Consider the following 17,424-nt stretch of genomic DNA (forward strand, 5'->3'; position numbering starts at 1 on the left):
CACGCAGGCCCTCGTCATCCTGTCCCGGAAATTAGCCAGAATTGCGTTCGCCCTGATGAAAAACCAAAGCGAATACATCAGTAACGGGGGCAAAAAACTTTGCCCCCAACCATAGAATCTCCCACAGGCAACCCCACAGCACTTGAGATCTGTGGGGTACGTGTGGGAGCCGGCTTGCCGGCGATAGGGCCAGTACTGGCGCAACACAACCAGCGACCATGCGTCGCGCCCCCAGACACCCCCCTGCCAACCCCCGGCAACTCCGCTATCATGCCCGGCACGTTCCACCTCGCGAGTCCGTCATGCGCCGCCTGTTTTTCCTGCTGTTCCTGCTGCTGGCCGCCCCTGCCTTCGCCACGGGCCTGCTCGACAACCGCCCCAGCGCCACCCTCGGCGCCGCCTCGCTGTCCAACGGTGCCGACTTCCTGCCGGTGCACGAGGCCTTCAAGCTCGACCTGATCCAGGCCGACGCGCACAGCATCAAGCTGCGCTTCGTCGCCACCGAGGGCTACTACCTCTACCGCCATCGTTTCCAGTTCCGCACCGAGCCTGCGGACATCGCCCTGGGCACGCCGAACATCCCCAAGGGCGACGCCAAGCACGACGAGTTCTTCGGCGACGTGGAGGTCTACCACGGCGTGCTCGACATCGAACTGCCGCGCACCGACGCCCGCGCCTTCACCTTGCTGGTGGGCTACCAGGGCTGTGCCGACAAGGGATTGTGCTACCCACCCGAGACCGAACGGCTGAGCATCGATGGCGAAGGTGGCGCAGTGCCGGCCAGCGGTGAACAGGCCTGGAGCTGGAAGTCGTTGCTGCTGTTCTTCCTCGCCGGGGTCGGCCTGACCTTCACGCCCTGCGTGCTGCCCATGCTGCCGATCCTCTCCGGCGTGGTGCTGCGCGGCCAGGTCGGCGGCCCGCGTGGCCTTGCGCTGTCGCTGGCGTACATCCTGCCGATGGCGGCCAGCTTCGCCGTGCTGGGCGCATTGATGGGGCTGTTCGGCGCGGGCCTGAACCTGCAGGCGCGGCTGCAATCGGCCTGGGTGCTGGTGCCGTTCGCGCTGTTCTTCGTGCTGTTCGCCCTGGCCATGTTCGGCCTGTTCGAGCTGAAACTGCCGCAAGCCCTGAGCAACCGCCTGGACAGCGTGGCCAACCGCACCAAGGGCGGCTCGCTACTGGGCGCTGCAGTGCTTGGCGTGCTGTCGAGCCTGCTGGTGTCGCCGTGCGTCTCGGCGCCGCTGGCCGGCGCCCTGCTTTATATCAGTGCCAGCGGCGATGCCCTGGGCGGTGCGCTCAAACTGTTCGCCCTGGGCCTGGGCATGGGCGCGCCGCTGCTGCTGGTGGCCACAGGCGGCGCGGCCTGGCTGCCGAAGAGCGGCCCTTGGCTGAACACAGTGAAAAACGCCATCGGCGTATTGCTGCTGGGCCTGGCCATCGGCCTGCTCAGCCGCGTGCTGCCCGGGCCTGCGACCTTGTTGCTGGTCGGCTTGCTGGCCGCCGGCGTGGCGCTGTTCCTCGGCGCCCTGGAGTTCGTGATCAAGACGCCACGCCAACGCCTGGCCCAACTGCTTGGCCTGGCCTTGCTGGTGTACGCCCTGGCCTGCTGGTATGGCGCACTGAGCGGCCAGGGCGACCCGCTGCGCCCGCTGCCGCCGCCCAGCGTTGCCACTGCCAGCAGTGGCCCAGCCCAGCAAAGCGCCTGGCAAACCATCACCACGCCCGCAGCCCTGGACGCCGCCCTGGCGCAAGCCAAGGCCAGCGGCCAGCCGGTGCTGCTGGACTGGTACGCCGACTGGTGCATCAGCTGCAAGGTGATCGAGCACGAAGTGCTCAACGCCCCCCCGGTGCAAGCCCAGTTGGGCGCCTTCAAACTGCTGCGTTTCGACATCACCCAGAGCAACGCCGAGCAGCGCACCCTGCTCGACCGCTACCAGTTGTTCGGCCCACCGGCGCTGCTGTTCTTTGCCGCGAACGGCAGCGAAATGACCACTGATCGGGTGATTGGCGAGATAAACGCCGTCGATTTCGCCGACGTTCTTGCGCGCGTGCGCGGCAAACTCGGTCTATAACTTCCCGCGAGCCGGCAACTTTCTGCGCATGAGTGACCAGATTTAATTATTTGGTCACATACTTCGCGCGAACCTCGGACATCGTGCTGGCTATTGCCGGGAACTGGACACTTGCCGTCGCTTTACGGCACACTCGCCGCGCTGTGTCGAATTGCCCTACAAATCCAAGGAATCCGCAGATGGCAACCCTACTGGTGCTTCACGGCCCCAACCTGAACCTGCTCGGTACCCGGGAACCTGGCCACTACGGCGCCATGACCCTGGCCCAGATCAACCAGGACCTGGAGCAGCGAGCCCGCGCCGCTGGTCACCATCTGCAGTACCTGCAGAGCAATGCCGAGTACGAACTGATCGACCGTATTCATGCCGCACGCAACGAGGGTGTGGACTTCATCCTGATCAATCCGGCTGCTTTCACCCACACAAGCGTCGCATTACGTGACGCATTGCTTGCGGTGAGCATCCCATTCATCGAAGTGCACCTGTCCAACGTGCACAAACGCGAACCGTTCCGTCACCACTCCTACTTTTCCGATGTCGCCGTAGGGGTGATCTGCGGCCTGGGCGCCAGCGGTTATCGCCTGGCCCTGGAGTCCGCGCTGGAACAACTGGCTGCCAACGCACAGCCCTGATGATTGCGACCTTGGCCCACGTGGGCCGGGGTTCGAGAGAAACGTCTCAGATACGTTTTTAAATTACGCCCCCTGACCGAACCTTTGGGAGTTGATGATTAATGGATATCCGTAAAGTCAAGAAACTGATCGAGTTGCTGGAAGAGTCTGGCATCGACGAACTGGAGATCAAGGAAGGCGAAGAGTCGGTCCGTATCAGCCGTCACAGCAAGACCCCAGCTGCCCAGCAGTTCTACGCACCAGCCCCGATGGCTGCCGCCCCTGTCGCAGCGCCTGCTGCCGCTGCTGCCCCGGTTGCCGAAGCTGCCGCTGCCGCCCCAGCCCTCAAAGGCACCGTGGTCCGCTCGCCAATGGTCGGCACCTTCTACCGCAAGCCTTCGCCGACCTCGCCGAACTTCGCTGAAGTTGGCCAGAGCGTGAAGAAAGGCGACACCCTGTGCATCGTCGAAGCGATGAAGATGATGAACCACATCGAAGCCGATGTCGGCGGTGTCATCGACGCCATCCTGGTGGAAGACGGTCAGCCGGTTGAGTTCGACCAGCCGCTGTTCACCATCGTTTGATTCGCGGAGAGCCAACGATGTCTGGGAAGCTGGAAAAAGTCCTGATCGCCAACCGCGGGGAAATTGCCCTGCGGATCCTGCGTGCCTGCAAAGAGCTGGGCATCAAGACCGTCGCCGTGCACTCCACGGCCGACCGCGAACTGATGCACCTGGGCCTGGCAGACGAGTCGGTCTGCATTGGTCCTGCTTCGTCCAAAGATTCGTACCTGCACATCCCGGCGATCATCGCCGCGGCTGAAGTGACAGGCGCCACCGCCATTCACCCTGGCTACGGCTTCCTGGCGGAAAACGCCGACTTCGCCGAGCAGGTGGAGAAATCCGGTTTCGCCTTCATCGGCCCGAAAGCCGACACCATTCGCCTGATGGGCGACAAGGTTTCGGCCAAGGACGCGATGATCAAGACCGGCGTACCGACCGTACCAGGCTCCGATGGCCCGCTGCCCGAAGACGAGGAGGTCGCCCTGGCGATCGCCCGTGACGTCGGCTACCCGGTGATCATCAAGGCCGCCGGTGGCGGTGGTGGTCGCGGCATGCGCGTGGTGCACAAGGAAGAGGACCTGATCGCCTCGGCCAAGCTCACCCGTACCGAAGCCGGCGCTGCCTTCGGCAACCCGATGGTCTACCTGGAGAAGTTCCTGACCAACCCACGCCACGTGGAAGTTCAGGTGCTGTCCGACGGCCAGGGCAACGCCATCCACCTGGGCGACCGCGACTGCTCGCTGCAGCGCCGTCACCAGAAGGTACTGGAAGAAGCACCGGCCCCGGGCATCGATGAGAAGGCCCGCCAGGAAGTCTTCAAGCGTTGCGTCGATGCGTGCGTCGAGATCGGCTACCGCGGTGCCGGTACCTTCGAGTTCCTGTACGAGAACGGCCGTTTCTACTTCATCGAGATGAACACCCGCGTGCAGGTTGAGCACCCGGTGTCGGAAATGGTCACCGGTATCGACATCGTCAAGGAGATGCTCAGCATCGCCGCTGGCAACAAGCTGTCGATCCGCCAGGAAGACGTGGTCATCCGTGGCCACTCGCTGGAATGCCGTATCAACGCCGAAGACCCGAAGAAGTTCATCCCGAGCCCCGGCAAGGTGAAGCACTTCCACGCCCCAGGCGGCAACGGCGTGCGCGTAGATTCGCACCTGTACAGCGGCTACTCGGTTCCGCCGAACTACGACTCGCTGATCGGCAAGCTGATCACCTACGGCAAGGACCGCGACGAAGCCATGGCGCGCATGCGCAATGCCCTGGACGAGATCGTCGTCGACGGCATCAAGACCAACATCCCGCTGCACCGCGACCTGGTGCGTGATGAAGGTTTCTGCAAAGGCGGCGTCAACATCCACTACCTCGAGCACAAACTGGCCAACCAGGAGTGATCGCGTTAGCGTGATGCATGAAAACCCCGGCCCAGTGCCGGGGTTTTTTATTGCCTGGCAGGTGCTCATCGCCGGCAAGCCGGCTCCCACAGGAACTGCGCCAACTCAAGTGCAGCGATAATCCTGTGGGAGCGGGCTTGCCCCGCGAAGAAGGCGACACGCACGCGCGCCCCTGCTCTACAAACCCCCTGCACTCGCGTAAACTGCCAGCCTTCGCGCAGCCTCGGGCTGCCCCTGTCGATTTACCAAAGGTGCCCGCCATGCCTTGGCTGCAAGTACGCCTGGCCATCAGCCCGGAACAAGCCGAAACCTACGAAGACGCCCTGCTCGAAGTCGGCGCCGTCTCGGTCACGTTCATGGATGCCGAAGACCAGCCGATCTTCGAACCCGACCTCAACACCACCCCGCTGTGGTCGCACACCCACTTGCTGGCCCTGTTCGAAGCGCACGCCCAGCCTGAAGCGGTGTTCGCCCACCTGCGCCTGCTGACCAACGCCGAACTGCCCGAGCACCACGCCGAGGTGATCGAGGACCAGGACTGGGAACGCAGCTGGATGGACAACTTCCAGCCGATGCGTTTCGGTCAGCGCCTGTGGATCGTGCCGAGCTGGCACGAGGCGCCGGAAAAGGACGCGGTCAACCTGCTGCTCGACCCGGGCCTGGCCTTTGGCACCGGCACCCACCCGACCACCGCCTTGTGCCTGGAATGGCTCGACGGCCAGCAGATGCAAGGCACCCAGGTGCTCGACTTCGGCTGCGGCTCGGGCATCCTGGCCATCGCCGCGCTGCTGCTCGGCGCCCGTGAGGCGGTCGGTACCGACATCGACGTGCAGGCCCTGGAAGCTTCGCGCGACAACGCCCAGCGCAACGGCATCAGCGATGACAAGTTCGCCCTGTACCTGCCCGAGCAGATGCCGGCCATGCAGGCCGACGTACTGGTCGCCAACATCCTCGCAGGGCCGCTGGTCTCGCTGGCGCCGCAACTGTCGGGGCTGGTTCGCCCAGGTGGCTTGCTGGCGCTGTCGGGCATCCTCGCCGAACAGGGTGAGGAAGTGGCCGCCGCCTACGCCGCCGACTTCGAGCTGGACCCGATCGTCGTACGCGACGGCTGGGTGCGCATCAGTGGTCGCCGCCGCTAAGCGGGCCTAGACTTAACCTCTGCACAGCCCCCCGGATCGCCGCATGACCGACAGTTTCGTCACCCAGTGCCCGCATTGCCAGACCAGCTTTCGCGTCACTCACCACCAGCTGAGCGTAGCGCGCGGCGTGGTGCGCTGCGGGCATTGCCTGCAGGTGTTCAATGCGGCGAAGCAGTTGCTCGAGCAGACCCGCGCCAAGGCCGGCGGCGAGCCTGCTGCAGCGCCTGCACCAGCAGCGCTGGTCGAGCCCGTGGCGGCGCCGGTACCGGAGCCGGCCCCTGTCGTGCGCCCGCCGGTCGAACCCGAGGATTGGGCCGCCACCGCGCAAGCCCTGGACGAGCTCGACCTGGACCAGGAACTGGCGCGCCTGGAGCGCCGCAGCAAGCCTGAGGAACCGCGCCCTGCCGCACCCTCGCAGGCCTTGCAGGCGCGGCGCGACGAGCCGGCCGGCGACGAGGATGACGATGCGCTGTTCGGCACCGCCACCGACGAGCACCCGGAGACCCCAGCCCATCACGCGCCCGCCCCGGTATTGCTGGAGCAGGAGCCACTGGACCTGGAGCCGGCCCCCGGTGATCGCACCGAGCCGACCCTGGGCACCAACCTGGACCTGGACCTCGAAGACGAGCGTGCCGCGCCTGCCGAGCCCGAGCGTTTCGACGAGCCGCATGCCAGCGACGACGATGACGTCATCCATGCAAAAGGCCTGAGCGCCCGGGATGACGACGAAATGGACATCCATCTGTCGGCGCGCGATGACGAGCCTGTCGAGCCGCTGCCCGGCGAGCGCCTGGAGCCTGGCTTTGCCGCCAAGGCCGAGCGCCCCTCGCGCAAGGAACCGCTGGTCGACGTGGTCGATGACCCGCTGCAACTGGGCTGGGAAAAACCCAAGCCCAACTGGGGCAAGCGCCTGCTGTGGGGCGTGCTGACCCTGCTGGCCGCAGGCCTTTTGGCATTCCAGTACGTGTGGTTCCACTTCGACGAAATGGCCCGCCAGGACCAGTACCGGCCGATCTTTCAGCAACTGTGCCCGATGTTGGGCTGCCAGGTGCCGACCCGCGTCGATATCGCGCGCATCAAGAGCAGCAACCTGGTGGTGCGCAGCCACCCGGACTTCAAGGGCGCGCTGATCGTCGACGCGATCATCTACAACCGTGCCCCGTTCGCCCAGCCGTTCCCGCTGCTGGAGCTGCGTTTCGCCGACCTCAACGGCCAGCTCATCGCCAGCCGTCGCTTCAAACCCAGCGAATACCTCTCCGGCGAGTTGGCCGGGCGTGGCGAAATGCCCAGCCAGACGCCGATCCACATCGCCCTGGACATCCTCGACCCGGGCCCCAAGGCCGTGAACTACAGCCTCAGCTTCCGCTCCCCCGAATAACCAGTGCCCCGCAGCCTGCCCTGCGGGGGCCTGCAAAGGCGCTCGGTTTGCGTTAGGGCATAAGCCGACAACTGTTCAGAATTTATCCAAATCCATCTTTATCCGGTCACCGAGAGCGGGTATCATGCCAACCCTTTTTCGACTCCAATGATTCGGCCCCACAACAGGGAACACCTATGTCGGCGGTACGCATCGGCCCATACACACTACGCAACAACCTGATCCTCGCGCCCATGGCCGGGGTCACGGACCAGCCTTTCCGTACACTTTGCCAGCGCCTGGGCGCGGGCATGGTGGTGTCGGAGATGGTCAGCAGCGACATGAGCCTGTGGAACAGCCGCAAGTCGAGCCTGCGCCGCATCCACGAAGGTGATCCCGAGCCACGCTCGGTACAGATCGCCGGTGGCGATGCGCAGATGATGGCGGCGGCGGCCCGGGCCAACGTCGAGGCGGGTGCCCAGATCATCGATATCAACATGGGCTGCCCGGCAAAAAAAGTCTGCAACAAAGCTGCAGGCTCTGCTTTATTGAGAGATGAAGCTTTGGTCAGCGAGATCCTCCACGCCGTGGTCGGTGCGGTGGACGTCCCGGTGACCCTGAAGATTCGTACCGGCTGGGACCGGGCGAACAAGAACGGCCTGAACGTGGCGAAGCTCGCCGAACAGGCCGGCATCCAGGCGCTGGCGGTGCATGGCCGCACACGCGCCGACCTGTACACCGGCGAAGCCGAATACGACACCATCGCTGCCATCAAGCAGGCGGTGTCCATCCCGGTTTTTGCCAACGGCGATATCACTTCGCCAGAAAAGGCCCGGGCGGTGCTGGACGCCACCGGGGTCGACGGTCTGCTGATCGGCCGGGCCGCCCAAGGGCGCCCCTGGATCTTTCGCGAGATCGCGCATTACCTGGCGACCGGCGAGCACCTGCCTGCCGCCAAGCTGGACGAAGTGGAACGAATCCTGCTGGAGCACCTGGCTGCGCTGCACGCCTTCTATGGCGATGTGATGGGCGTTCGTATCGCCCGCAAGCACGTTGGCTGGTACCTGGCAACACGACCCGGCGGCAAGGAGTTTCGCTCCCGGTTCAACGCTTTGGAAGACACACAAGCGCAGTGCGCCAACGTTCGCGAGTACTTCAGCGAACGTCGACAGAGCCTTGAGACAGAGGACGAACAAGGGGTGGCCGCATGACGATGATGACCGAGACATTAGTGAGTGGAACAACGCCCGTGAGCGACAACGCCAACCTCAAACAGCACCTCAACACGCCGAGCGAAGAGGGCCAGACCCTTCGCGACAGCGTCGAGAAGGCGCTGCACAACTACTTCGCACACCTGGAAGGCGCAACCGTCACTGACGTGTACAACCTGGTGCTCTCCGAAGTCGAGGCGCCCCTGCTCGAGAGCGTGATGAATTACGTCAAGGGCAACCAGACCAAGGCCAGCGAGATGCTCGGGCTCAACCGAGGCACCCTGCGCAAGAAGCTCAAGCAGTACGACTTGCTGTAAGCCAGAATCCCAATCAGAAAAGGCGGCTCCCTGAACAGAGGCGCCTTTTTTGCTGACTCCACCGCGTTATTGGAATCCGAAATGACCGACCAGACTACCCGCCTGCCAGTCCGCCGCGCCCTGATCAGCGTCTCCGACAAGACCGGTATCCTCGAATTCGCTCGTGAGCTGCAACAGCTCGGTGTCGAGATCCTGTCCACCGGCGGCACCTACAAGCTGCTCAAGGACAACGGCGTGAACGCGGTGGAAGTGGCCGACTACACTGGCTTCGCCGAAATGATGGATGGCCGGGTCAAGACCCTGCACCCGAAGATCCACGGTGGCATCCTCGGCCGTCGCGGCGTCGACGACGCCATCATGAACGAGCACGGCATCAAGCCGATCGACCTGGTCGCCGTCAACCTGTACCCGTTCGAAGCCACCATCGCCAAGCCTGGCTGTGACCTGCCGACCGCCATCGAGAACATCGACATCGGCGGCCCGACCATGGTCCGTTCGGCAGCCAAGAACCACAAGGACGTGGCCATCGTGGTCAATGCCAGCGACTACGCCAGCGTCCTCGAAGGCCTCAAGGCCGGTGGCCTGACCTACGCCCAGCGCTTCGACCTGATGCTCAAGGCGTTCGAGCACACCGCCGCCTACGACGGCATGATCGCCAACTACATGGGCACCATCGACCAGGCCAAGGACACGCTGTCCACCGAAGCGCGCAGCGAATTCCCGCGCACCTTCAACAGCCAGTTCGTCAAGGCCCAGGAAATGCGCTACGGCGAGAACCCGCACCAGAGCGCGGCGTTCTACGTTGAAGCGAAAAAAGGCGAGGCCAGCGTTTCCACCGCCATCCAGCTGCAGGGCAAGGAGCTGTCGTTCAACAACGTGGCCGACACCGATGCCGCGCTGGAGTGCGTGAAGAGCTTCGTCAAGCCGGCCTGCGTCATCGTCAAGCACGCCAACCCGTGCGGCGTGGCCGTGGTGCCTGAAGACGAAGGCGGCATCCGCAAGGCCTACGACCTGGCCTACGCCACCGACACCGAGTCGGCGTTCGGCGGCATCATCGCCTTCAACCGCGAGCTGGACGGCGAAACCGCCAAGGCCATCGTCGAGCGCCAGTTCGTCGAAGTGATCATCGCCCCGAAAATCTCCCAGGCTGCCCGCGACGTGGTCGCGGCCAAGCAGAACGTGCGCCTGCTCGAGTGCGGCGAGTGGCCTGCCGAGCGTGCTGCCGGTTGGGACTTCAAGCGCGTCAACGGTGGCCTGCTGGTGCAGAGCCGCGACAACGGCATGATCACCGCCGAAGATTTGAAGATCGTCACCAAGCGTGCACCGACCGAGCAAGAGATCCACGACCTGGTGTTCGCCTGGAAAGTGGCCAAGTTCGTCAAGTCCAACGCCATCGTCTACGCCAAGCAGCGCCAGACCATCGGCGTCGGCGCCGGCCAGATGAGCCGCGTCAACTCCGCCCGCATTGCTGCCATCAAGGCCGAGCATGCTGGCCTGCAGGTGCAGGGCGCGGTGATGGCCTCGGATGCGTTCTTCCCGTTCCGTGATGGCATCGACAATGCGGCTAAAGTGGGTATCAGCGCCGTGATCCAGCCGGGTGGTTCGATGCGTGATGCTGAAGTCATCGCCGCTGCCGACGAAGCCGGCATCGCGATGGTGTTCACCGGCATGCGCCACTTCCGCCACTAATCAAGATGGCCGGGCGATCCCCGGCCCTGTAGGAGCGGCCTTGCGTCGCGAAGGGCCGCAAAGCGGCCCCAGGTTTCAAGCATCGCCGCATGAACCCTGGGGCTGCCTTGCAGCCCTTTCGCGACACAAGGCCGCTCCTACAGGGAACGAGGATCGCCGCCAAACAGAGGTTTTGACATGAAAGTTTTGATCATCGGCAGCGGCGGCCGTGAGCACGCCCTGGCCTGGAAAGTCGCCCAGGACCCACGCGTCGAGAAAGTCTTCGTTGCCCCGGGCAACGCCGGCACCGCCATCGAAGCCAAGTGCGAGAACGTCGCCATCGACGTCACCGCCCTCGAGCAACTGGCCGATTTCGCCGAGAAGAACGTCGACCTGACCATCGTCGGCCCAGAAGCGCCACTGGTCATTGGCGTCGTCGACCTGTTCCGCAGCCGCGGCCTGGACTGCTTCGGCCCGACCAAGGGCGCGGCCCAGCTGGAAGGCTCCAAGGCCTTTACCAAGGATTTCCTGGCACGCCACAAGATCCCGACCGCCGACTACCAGAACTTCACCGAGATCGAGCCAGCCCTGGCCTACCTGAAGGAAAAGGGCGCGCCGATCGTGATCAAGGCCGACGGCCTGGCCGCAGGCAAGGGCGTGATCGTCGCCATGACCCTGCAGGAAGCCGAAGACGCCGTGCGTGACATGCTCGCCGGCAACGCCTTCGGTGACGCAGGTTCGCGCGTGGTGATCGAAGAGTTCCTCGACGGCGAGGAAGCCAGCTTCATCGTCATGGTCGACGGCCACAACGTGCTGCCCATGGCCACCAGCCAGGACCACAAGCGCGTCGGCGACCAGGACACCGGCCCCAACACCGGCGGCATGGGTGCCTACTCCCCGGCGCCGGTGGTCACCGCCGACGTGCACCAGCGCGTGATGGACCAGGTGATCTGGCCGACCGTGCGCGGCATGGCCGAGGAAGGCAACGTGTACACCGGCTTCCTGTATGCCGGCCTGATGATCGACAAGGCGGGCAACCCCAAGGTCATCGAGTTCAACTGCCGCTTCGGCGACCCTGAAACCCAGCCGGTCATGCTGCGCCTGGAGTCGAGCCTGGTGCTGCTGATCGAAGCCGCCTTCGCCAAGGCCCTGGACAAGGTCGAGGCCCAGTGGGACCCGCGCCCGAGCCTGGGCGTGGTGCTGGCCGCCGGTGGCTACCCGGGCGACTACGCCAAGGGCGAGGTGATCAACGGCCTGGATGCAGCCGCCAAGATCGAAGGCAAGGTGTTCCACGCCGGCACTTCGCTCAAGGATGGCCAAGTGGTCAGCAACGGCGGCCGCGTGCTCTGCGCCACCGCCATGGGCGCCAGCGTGGCCGACGCCCAGCAGCAGGCCTACCGCCTGGCCAAGGAAGTGTCCTGGAACGGTAGCTTCTACCGCACCGACATCGGCTACCGGGCCATCGCCCGCGAGCGCGGTGAACACCAGCAGTAAGTTTTACCGAATGGCCGCTGCGCCTTGCGCATGCGGCATTCGGCTCGTCGACGAGGCCCCACTGGGGCCTTGCCTTCGACTTGGCGCGCCGCGCATAGTTAATACCCGGCACATCGGCTAGGAAGGGATCTCGTAGTGCGTCGGCTTCGGATTGCCACAGCTCTGATCGTCAGCTTGCTGACCTTGCTCTGCCTGCTCCCGGCTTCGGCCGAGCAAGGCGGTGGCTGGTCCGTTCTGCTCGACGAACAGGCCAACCTGCAATTGAGCGATGTGCGTTCCGATCGCTATCGCAGCCAGTTCAGCCCCACCACCCTCGGCGAACTCGATGCCGCCCCTGCCGAACAGGCACTGTGGCTGCATTACCGCCTGGAACCGGGTGACCAGGAGCAACTGCTGCGGGTATTCGCCCCCGACCTCTCGCACCTGGACCTGTACGCCCTCGATGGCGACAAGTTGCTGCGCCAGCTGCGCCATGGCCGCCAGGCCGGCAATGCCAGCCCAACCCTGCGCGGCAGCGACCATGTACTGCCACTGCCCAACAGCACGCACCCGCTGGATATCTACCTGCGCCTGGTCTCCGAGCACCAGCTGCGCCCGGCCATCAGCCTCGAGCCTGCGGCCGTGGCCGCCTCCGACCACAGCCTGCCGTTGCTGTTCGGCATGCTCTTCGGCGGTTTGCTGATGCTGATCCTGCACAACCTGATCCGCTTCCTCTACACCCGCTCCAGCACCACCCTGATTCTTGCCCTGTACCACGGCCTGATGCTGCTCAGCGGCCTGATCCTGCTCAACCTCAGCGGCCCCTGGTGGCACCTGTGGCACAGCGCACAAACCCCGGCCGCCTACCTCACACTCGTGCTGGCGGGCCTGGCGGGGTTGTATTTCACCCAGCACTTCTTCGCCCCCTGCCGCTCGCCGCGGCTCGACCGCCTGCTGCAGGGCGAAATGCTGGTCACTGCGGTCAGCGGGCTGATCCTGCTGTTCGTCGACACCCTGCCGCTCAACCTGATGACCTATGCCCTGCTGGCCCTGGGCAGCCTGACCATGCTGCTGGTCAGCAGCTACCACTGGTACAAGGGCTACACGCCGGCACGGCTGTTCAGCCTGGCCATGCTGGTGTTCAACCTCGGTGGCCTGGTGCTGCTGCCGGCCCTGCTGGGCCTCACCCGCACCTCCACGCCATGGCTGCTGTGCATCCTCATGGGCCTGACGGTGGTGTGCGGGCTGCTGCTCAACCTGGCCGTCAGCGAGCGCCTGCGGCGCATGAGCGAAGAGCGTTTCAGCGCCAGCCGGGCGCTGGCCGCCAGCGATGCCGAAATCAATGCCAAGGCCGAGTTCCTCGCCAAGATCAGCCACGAAATCCGCACCCCCATGAACGGCGTGCTGGGCATGACCGAGCTGCTGCTGGGCACGCCGCTGTCGGTCAAGCAGCGCGACTACGTGCAGACCATCCACAGCGCCGGCAACGAACTGCTCACGCTGATCAACGAGATTCTCGACATTTCCAAGCTCGAATCGCGGCAGATCGAACTGGACGACGTGCAGTTCGACCTCAACGCCCTGATCGAAGATTGCCTGAACATCTTCCGGGCCAAGGCCGAGCAGCAGAACATCGAGCTGATCAGCTTCACCCAGCCGCAGGTACCGAGGGTGATCAGCGGCGACCCGACGCGCCTGCGCCAGGCCCTGTCGAGCCTGCTGGAAAACGCCCTGAAGAACACCGACCAGGGCGAGATCCTGCTGGTGGTGGCGCTGGACCAGCGCGGCGAAGTGCCACGCCTGCGCATCGCCGTGCAGGACAGCGGCGAGCCGCTGCCGGCCGCCGAGCGCGAAGCCCTGCTGCAGGCCGAACTGCACAGCCACCACTTCCTTTCCAGCAACAAGCTCGGTGGCCACCTGGGCCTGGTGATCGCCAAGCAGCTCATCGGCCTGATGCAGGGCGAGTTCGGCATCAAGAGCAGCACCAGCATGGGCAACACCCTGTGGCTGACCCTGCCGCTCGACCCCTCGCGCCTGGAGCAGCCGCCGGCCGACCTCGACGGCCCGCTGCGCGACGCCCGGGTGCTGGTGGTGGACGACAACGACACCTGCCGCAAGGTGCTGGTGCAACAGTGCAGCGCCTGGGGCATGAATGTCAGCGCGGTGCCATCCGGCAAGGAAGCGCTGGCCCTGCTGCGGACCAAGGCGCACCTGCGCGACTACTTCGACGCGGTGCTGCTCGACCAGAACATGCCTGGCATGACCGGCATGCAGCTGGCGGCCAAGATCAAGGAAGACCCGAGCCTGAACCACGACATCCTGGTGGTGATGCTCACCGGCATCAGCAACGCGCCGAGCAAGGTCATCGCCCGCAACGCCGGGGTCAAGCGCATCCTCGCCAAGCCGGTGGCCGGCTACACCCTGAAGACCACCCTGGCCGAAGAACTGGCCCAGCGCGGCCGCGAGCAGGCGGTGCCGAGCAGCGTGGCGAACACGCCATCGGCGCCGGAGCTTCCGGGGGATTTCCGCGTGCTGGTGGCCGAAGACAACAGCATCTCGACCAAGGTGATCCGCGGCATGCTGGGCAAGCTGAACCTCGACCCGGACACCGCCAGCAACGGCGAAGAAGCCCTGCAGGCGATGAAGGCCCAGCGCTATGACCTGGTGTTGATGGACTGCGAAATGCCGATTCTCGATGGCTTCTCCGCGACCCAGCAGCTGCGCGACTGGGAGCTGGCCAACCAGCGCCGGCGCACGCCGGTCGTGGCCCTGACCGCGCACATCCTGGCCGAGCACAAGGAGCGCGCGCGCCTGGCCGGCATGGATGGGCACATGGCCAAGCCGGTGGAGCTTTCGCAGCTGCGCGAGCTGATCCAGTACTGGGCCAGGCAGCGCGAAGCCAAGGCTGACGATCCGCTGCATACCTCCTGAACTATAGTGGCTGCATCCCCCGCGTCACGGGTAAGCCCTGCCCTCGACGGCCCTGCCAGGAATCGCGCTCATGCTCCATGAGTTGTTCAGTGTCTACCTCAAGATGCTCGTGCTCTACAGCCCATTCTTCGTGCTGTCGTGCTTCATCAGCCTGACCCGCGGCCACTCCAGCAAGGAGCGCAAGCAGCTGGCCTGGAAGGTGGCCTTTGCGGCGCTGGTTGCCAGCGTGCTGTTGTATCTGTTCGGCCGGGTGATCTTCGGCATCTTCGGCATCACCGCCGACGCCTTTCGCATCGGCGCCGGCAGCGTGCTGTTCATCTCGGCCCTGAGCATGGCCCAGGGCAAGCCGGCCGTTCAGGCCGACAACGTGCAGCAGGATGTGACCATCGTGCCGCTGACCATCCCGCTCACGGTAGGCCCCGGCACCATCGGTGCACTGCTGGTGATGGGCGTGGGGCAACCGCATTGGGACGACAAGCTGCTGGCGATCATCAGCATTGCCCTGGCCAGCTTCACCGTGGGCCTGGTGCTGTACCTCTCGCATGGCATCGAGCGCATCCTCGGCGACCAGGGCCTGCAGATCGTCAGCCGGCTGATGGGGTTGTTCGTCTGCGCGCTGGCGGCGCAGATCATCTTTACCGGGATCAAGGGCTACCTGCTGCCCTAGATCTCCATCTCATGGATGTCCTTGAGCGACATCACGTGCAGCCCTCGCTCGACCTTGCTGCGCCAAAGCAGGTCGAACTGCAGGGTATTGAAGCGCACCAGCTCGGCGTTGACCCGCATGTTGCGCCGCTCGCGAAACAGAAAGCCCGCCGTGAAGGCCGAACCCTCCCCCGCTTCGTGATACAGGACGATGTCAACGTAATTGCTACTCGAAGGCGCGCAGGACAACAGCTGAAATTGCGCGCGCTGATTGCTGTGTGACTCGAAATTCAGCAATGGCTGGCCGTTTCTTTTCAGCGCTTCGAACGTCAGTGACATGTGGCTGGCGTGCGCTTGCCCGGCGACGGCACCGATCCTGGCCAGCACCTGCTCGACCTTTATCGCACGCTGTGGATCAGGCCAGTGGACCTGTTCTGCCGACCTCGCGTCCGTGCCCAGGTGCATCAACTTTCTCAGGTAATAGCGGTACTGCGCTTCGGCCGATTCGTGCGGCACGTCATTCATGGTCGCATCCTCGGCCCACAACGACGCCAGCTTCACCGCCTCGCGCTGACGCGGGTTGGTTCCAGGGAGCAAGGACACCAGGCTGCCACCCACCACGACGGCTTCATGTCGGTCCATGGCTAGCCTCCTGTTCGAGCAGGCCCAGCTGCCTGATGTGTTTGCCATGCTCGCTGGACTCGAGCACGGCGTGCAGCTTGCGGTGATCAGATTCAGACACGTAGTCGCTCAGTATCACAACGCTTTCGCGCAGGTCGATCCCTTTCGCCAAACCGTCTTGGGCCAGCCCGCAGAGATCGATCGATGGGCCCGGTAACAGAACGCCCAGTTCATGGACGACGCCGCTTTTGGCCACGGTGAATGAATTCAGGCACTGCTGCGCCGGATTCTGGGTCAGCTGGGTAACGGCCGCTTGCAGATAGCCGGATAGGCCGGGGTGGCGTGCCTGCAACCTGTCCCTGAGCAAATTCAGCGGCAAGGCGACGGCACTCTCCTGGTAATCGCTGTGACTGCGGGTGAGAACCCAGCCACGCTCCTCCAATGCCGTGCGGTAGCCGCTGTACCAACGCGCATAGTTGGCAAAACGTGAGCCATTGAGCTTGTCTGAATGCAGCTGGGCGTACAGCAGAGAGTCCAGCGCGTACTGCCTTTGTGGCAGCGCTGCCTGCGCGACCAGCAAGGCCGTGCCGCCAGCGAGCCACAGGGAATAGCTTTCCTTACTCATCGAAATACCTCGAGTTTCAAGCGCAGAAAAAGAAAACGGGGCCATCAGGCCCCGCTGCAGATCAGATCTCGAATTCGCTGACGGCCTTAACTGCCTTGTCGATGAGCTTGCCTTCGATCGACGCCCGCACCTCGTCGGTGTACACCACCTCGTTGAAGCTCAGCACGACCGAACCGCTGTACCGCTCCGTGCTCGAGCTCCTCCACTCGAACACCAGGGTATCCAGGTCGTTTTCGCTCGGCGAAGCACTGAAGGCGTTCACCAGCATGAACAGTTCACCCTCGGGAGTTTCGATACAGGCCGCCAGGCCCGTGGTCGAGACCGGGTGGCCCTTGATGTTCTGCTTGTAGATTTCCTGCGCTTCGGTGATGCCGCCCAGCGCCTCCAGGCCCTTGCCGATCAACTGGGTGATGGCCTCGCCCAAGGGGCCGCCGAGCAAGGCCTGGCCCGCGGCACTGGCGACCTTGAAGGCCACCGGCCCCAGGGTCAGCGAGCGGCTTTGGTCGTAGTCACGCTCGTAGGAGCGCTTGCCCACCACCCAGCCACAGGTGCGCATCACTTCCAGGAACTTGTTGAACCAGGCCTCGGATTCGCCATCGCGATCGTGCTGCTTGGAAGCCACGCGAGAGGCGAACTGGAAGGTGGTTTTGGCATCGCGGCGTTTTTGCGCGGAAATGCCAGCGCTCAGCGCGAGGAGGGATTGTTCGACGACGGCGATGCTGTCGCCACTGACAGGGTTTTGATCGGTCATGTGCAGAGTACCTTGAAGGCCCCGACGGGGATCGTCGAGGGGCCTTCAC

At 64.4% G+C, this 17,424-nt stretch carries 15 protein-coding genes and 1 pseudogene; 13 read left to right on the forward strand and 3 right to left on the reverse strand.

Annotated elements, in window-relative coordinates:
* From L6D75_RS10060 to L6D75_RS10120, 13 genes and pseudogenes are all read left to right on the forward strand, one after another.
* Positions 1 to 115: pseudogene (locus L6D75_RS10060) on the forward strand (IS110 family transposase); the annotation flags it as partial.
* Between the two features lie 187 nt (positions 116 to 302).
* Entirely contained in the window at positions 303 to 2,069 is a 1,767-nt protein-coding gene (locus tag L6D75_RS10065; protein ID WP_176518060.1) for a protein-disulfide reductase DsbD, read from the forward strand.
* A gap of 179 nt (positions 2,070 to 2,248) precedes the next feature.
* Entirely contained in the window at positions 2,249 to 2,701 is a 453-nt protein-coding gene (aroQ, locus tag L6D75_RS10070; protein ID WP_176518061.1) for a type II 3-dehydroquinate dehydratase, read from the forward strand.
* Between the two features lie 101 nt (positions 2,702 to 2,802).
* Positions 2,803 to 3,264 (forward strand): acetyl-CoA carboxylase biotin carboxyl carrier protein, encoded by a 462-nt coding sequence (gene accB, locus L6D75_RS10075; protein ID WP_176518062.1) that lies wholly within the window; start codon positions 2,803 to 2,805, stop codon positions 3,262 to 3,264.
* A gap of 17 nt (positions 3,265 to 3,281) precedes the next feature.
* A complete protein-coding gene (gene accC / locus L6D75_RS10080; protein ID WP_008093082.1) occupies positions 3,282 to 4,637 on the forward strand; it encodes an acetyl-CoA carboxylase biotin carboxylase subunit in 1,356 nt (451 codons plus the stop codon).
* Between the two features lie 260 nt (positions 4,638 to 4,897).
* Positions 4,898 to 5,776: a 50S ribosomal protein L11 methyltransferase gene (gene prmA, locus L6D75_RS10085; protein WP_176518063.1), complete on the forward strand. Its 879-nt coding sequence runs from the start codon at positions 4,898 to 4,900 to the stop codon at positions 5,774 to 5,776.
* Positions 5,777 to 5,819: 43 nt separating this feature from the next.
* Entirely contained in the window at positions 5,820 to 7,154 is a 1,335-nt protein-coding gene (locus L6D75_RS10090; RefSeq protein ID WP_176518064.1) for a DUF3426 domain-containing protein, read from the forward strand.
* 176 nt (positions 7,155 to 7,330) lie between these two features.
* Positions 7,331 to 8,344, forward strand: a complete 1,014-nt coding sequence (gene dusB, locus L6D75_RS10095) for a tRNA dihydrouridine synthase DusB (RefSeq protein ID WP_176518065.1) — start codon at positions 7,331 to 7,333, stop codon at positions 8,342 to 8,344.
* Positions 8,341 to 8,661 (forward strand): DNA-binding transcriptional regulator Fis, encoded by a 321-nt coding sequence (gene fis, locus L6D75_RS10100; RefSeq protein WP_008093076.1) that lies wholly within the window; start codon positions 8,341 to 8,343, stop codon positions 8,659 to 8,661. Before dusB ends, fis begins: the two co-directional genes overlap by 4 nt.
* Before the next feature lie 81 nt (positions 8,662 to 8,742).
* Positions 8,743 to 10,350, forward strand: a complete 1,608-nt coding sequence (gene purH, locus L6D75_RS10105) for a bifunctional phosphoribosylaminoimidazolecarboxamide formyltransferase/IMP cyclohydrolase (RefSeq protein ID WP_012316411.1) — start codon at positions 8,743 to 8,745, stop codon at positions 10,348 to 10,350.
* A 177-nt stretch (positions 10,351 to 10,527) separates the two neighbouring features.
* On the forward strand, positions 10,528 to 11,823 hold the full coding sequence (gene purD / locus L6D75_RS10110; protein ID WP_176513332.1) for a phosphoribosylamine--glycine ligase: 1,296 nt from the start codon (positions 10,528 to 10,530) through the stop codon (positions 11,821 to 11,823).
* Between the two features lie 135 nt (positions 11,824 to 11,958).
* Positions 11,959 to 14,733 carry a hybrid sensor histidine kinase/response regulator gene (locus L6D75_RS10115; protein WP_176513330.1) on the forward strand — a complete coding sequence of 925 codons (2,775 nt, stop codon included), beginning with the start codon at positions 11,959 to 11,961 and terminating at the stop codon, positions 14,731 to 14,733.
* Between the two features lie 70 nt (positions 14,734 to 14,803).
* Positions 14,804 to 15,400, forward strand: a complete 597-nt coding sequence (locus L6D75_RS10120; protein ID WP_176513328.1) for a MarC family protein — start codon at positions 14,804 to 14,806, stop codon at positions 15,398 to 15,400.
* On the opposite strand, the gene L6D75_RS10125 is transcribed toward L6D75_RS10120, so the two are convergent.
* The 3 genes from L6D75_RS10125 to L6D75_RS10135 all read right to left on the reverse strand — a co-directional run bounded on the left by L6D75_RS10125 (position 15,397) and on the right by L6D75_RS10135 (position 17,375).
* Positions 15,397 to 16,020: a hypothetical protein gene (locus tag L6D75_RS10125; protein WP_176513326.1), complete on the reverse strand. Its 624-nt coding sequence runs from the start codon at positions 16,018 to 16,020 to the stop codon at positions 15,397 to 15,399. The two genes, L6D75_RS10120 and L6D75_RS10125, sit on opposite strands and share 4 nt — an antisense overlap.
* Positions 16,007 to 16,624 (reverse strand): hypothetical protein, encoded by a 618-nt coding sequence (locus tag L6D75_RS10130; protein WP_176513323.1) that lies wholly within the window; start codon positions 16,622 to 16,624, stop codon positions 16,007 to 16,009. The genes L6D75_RS10125 and L6D75_RS10130 overlap by 14 nt, the downstream gene beginning before the upstream one ends.
* A gap of 61 nt (positions 16,625 to 16,685) precedes the next feature.
* Positions 16,686 to 17,375, reverse strand: a complete 690-nt coding sequence (locus tag L6D75_RS10135; protein WP_176513321.1) for a hypothetical protein — start codon at positions 17,373 to 17,375, stop codon at positions 16,686 to 16,688.
* Positions 17,376 to 17,424 lie beyond the last annotated feature (49 nt).

The organism is Pseudomonas faucium (genome assembly GCF_021602585.1).
GTDB lineage: Bacteria > Pseudomonadota > Gammaproteobacteria > Pseudomonadales > Pseudomonadaceae > Aquipseudomonas > Aquipseudomonas faucium.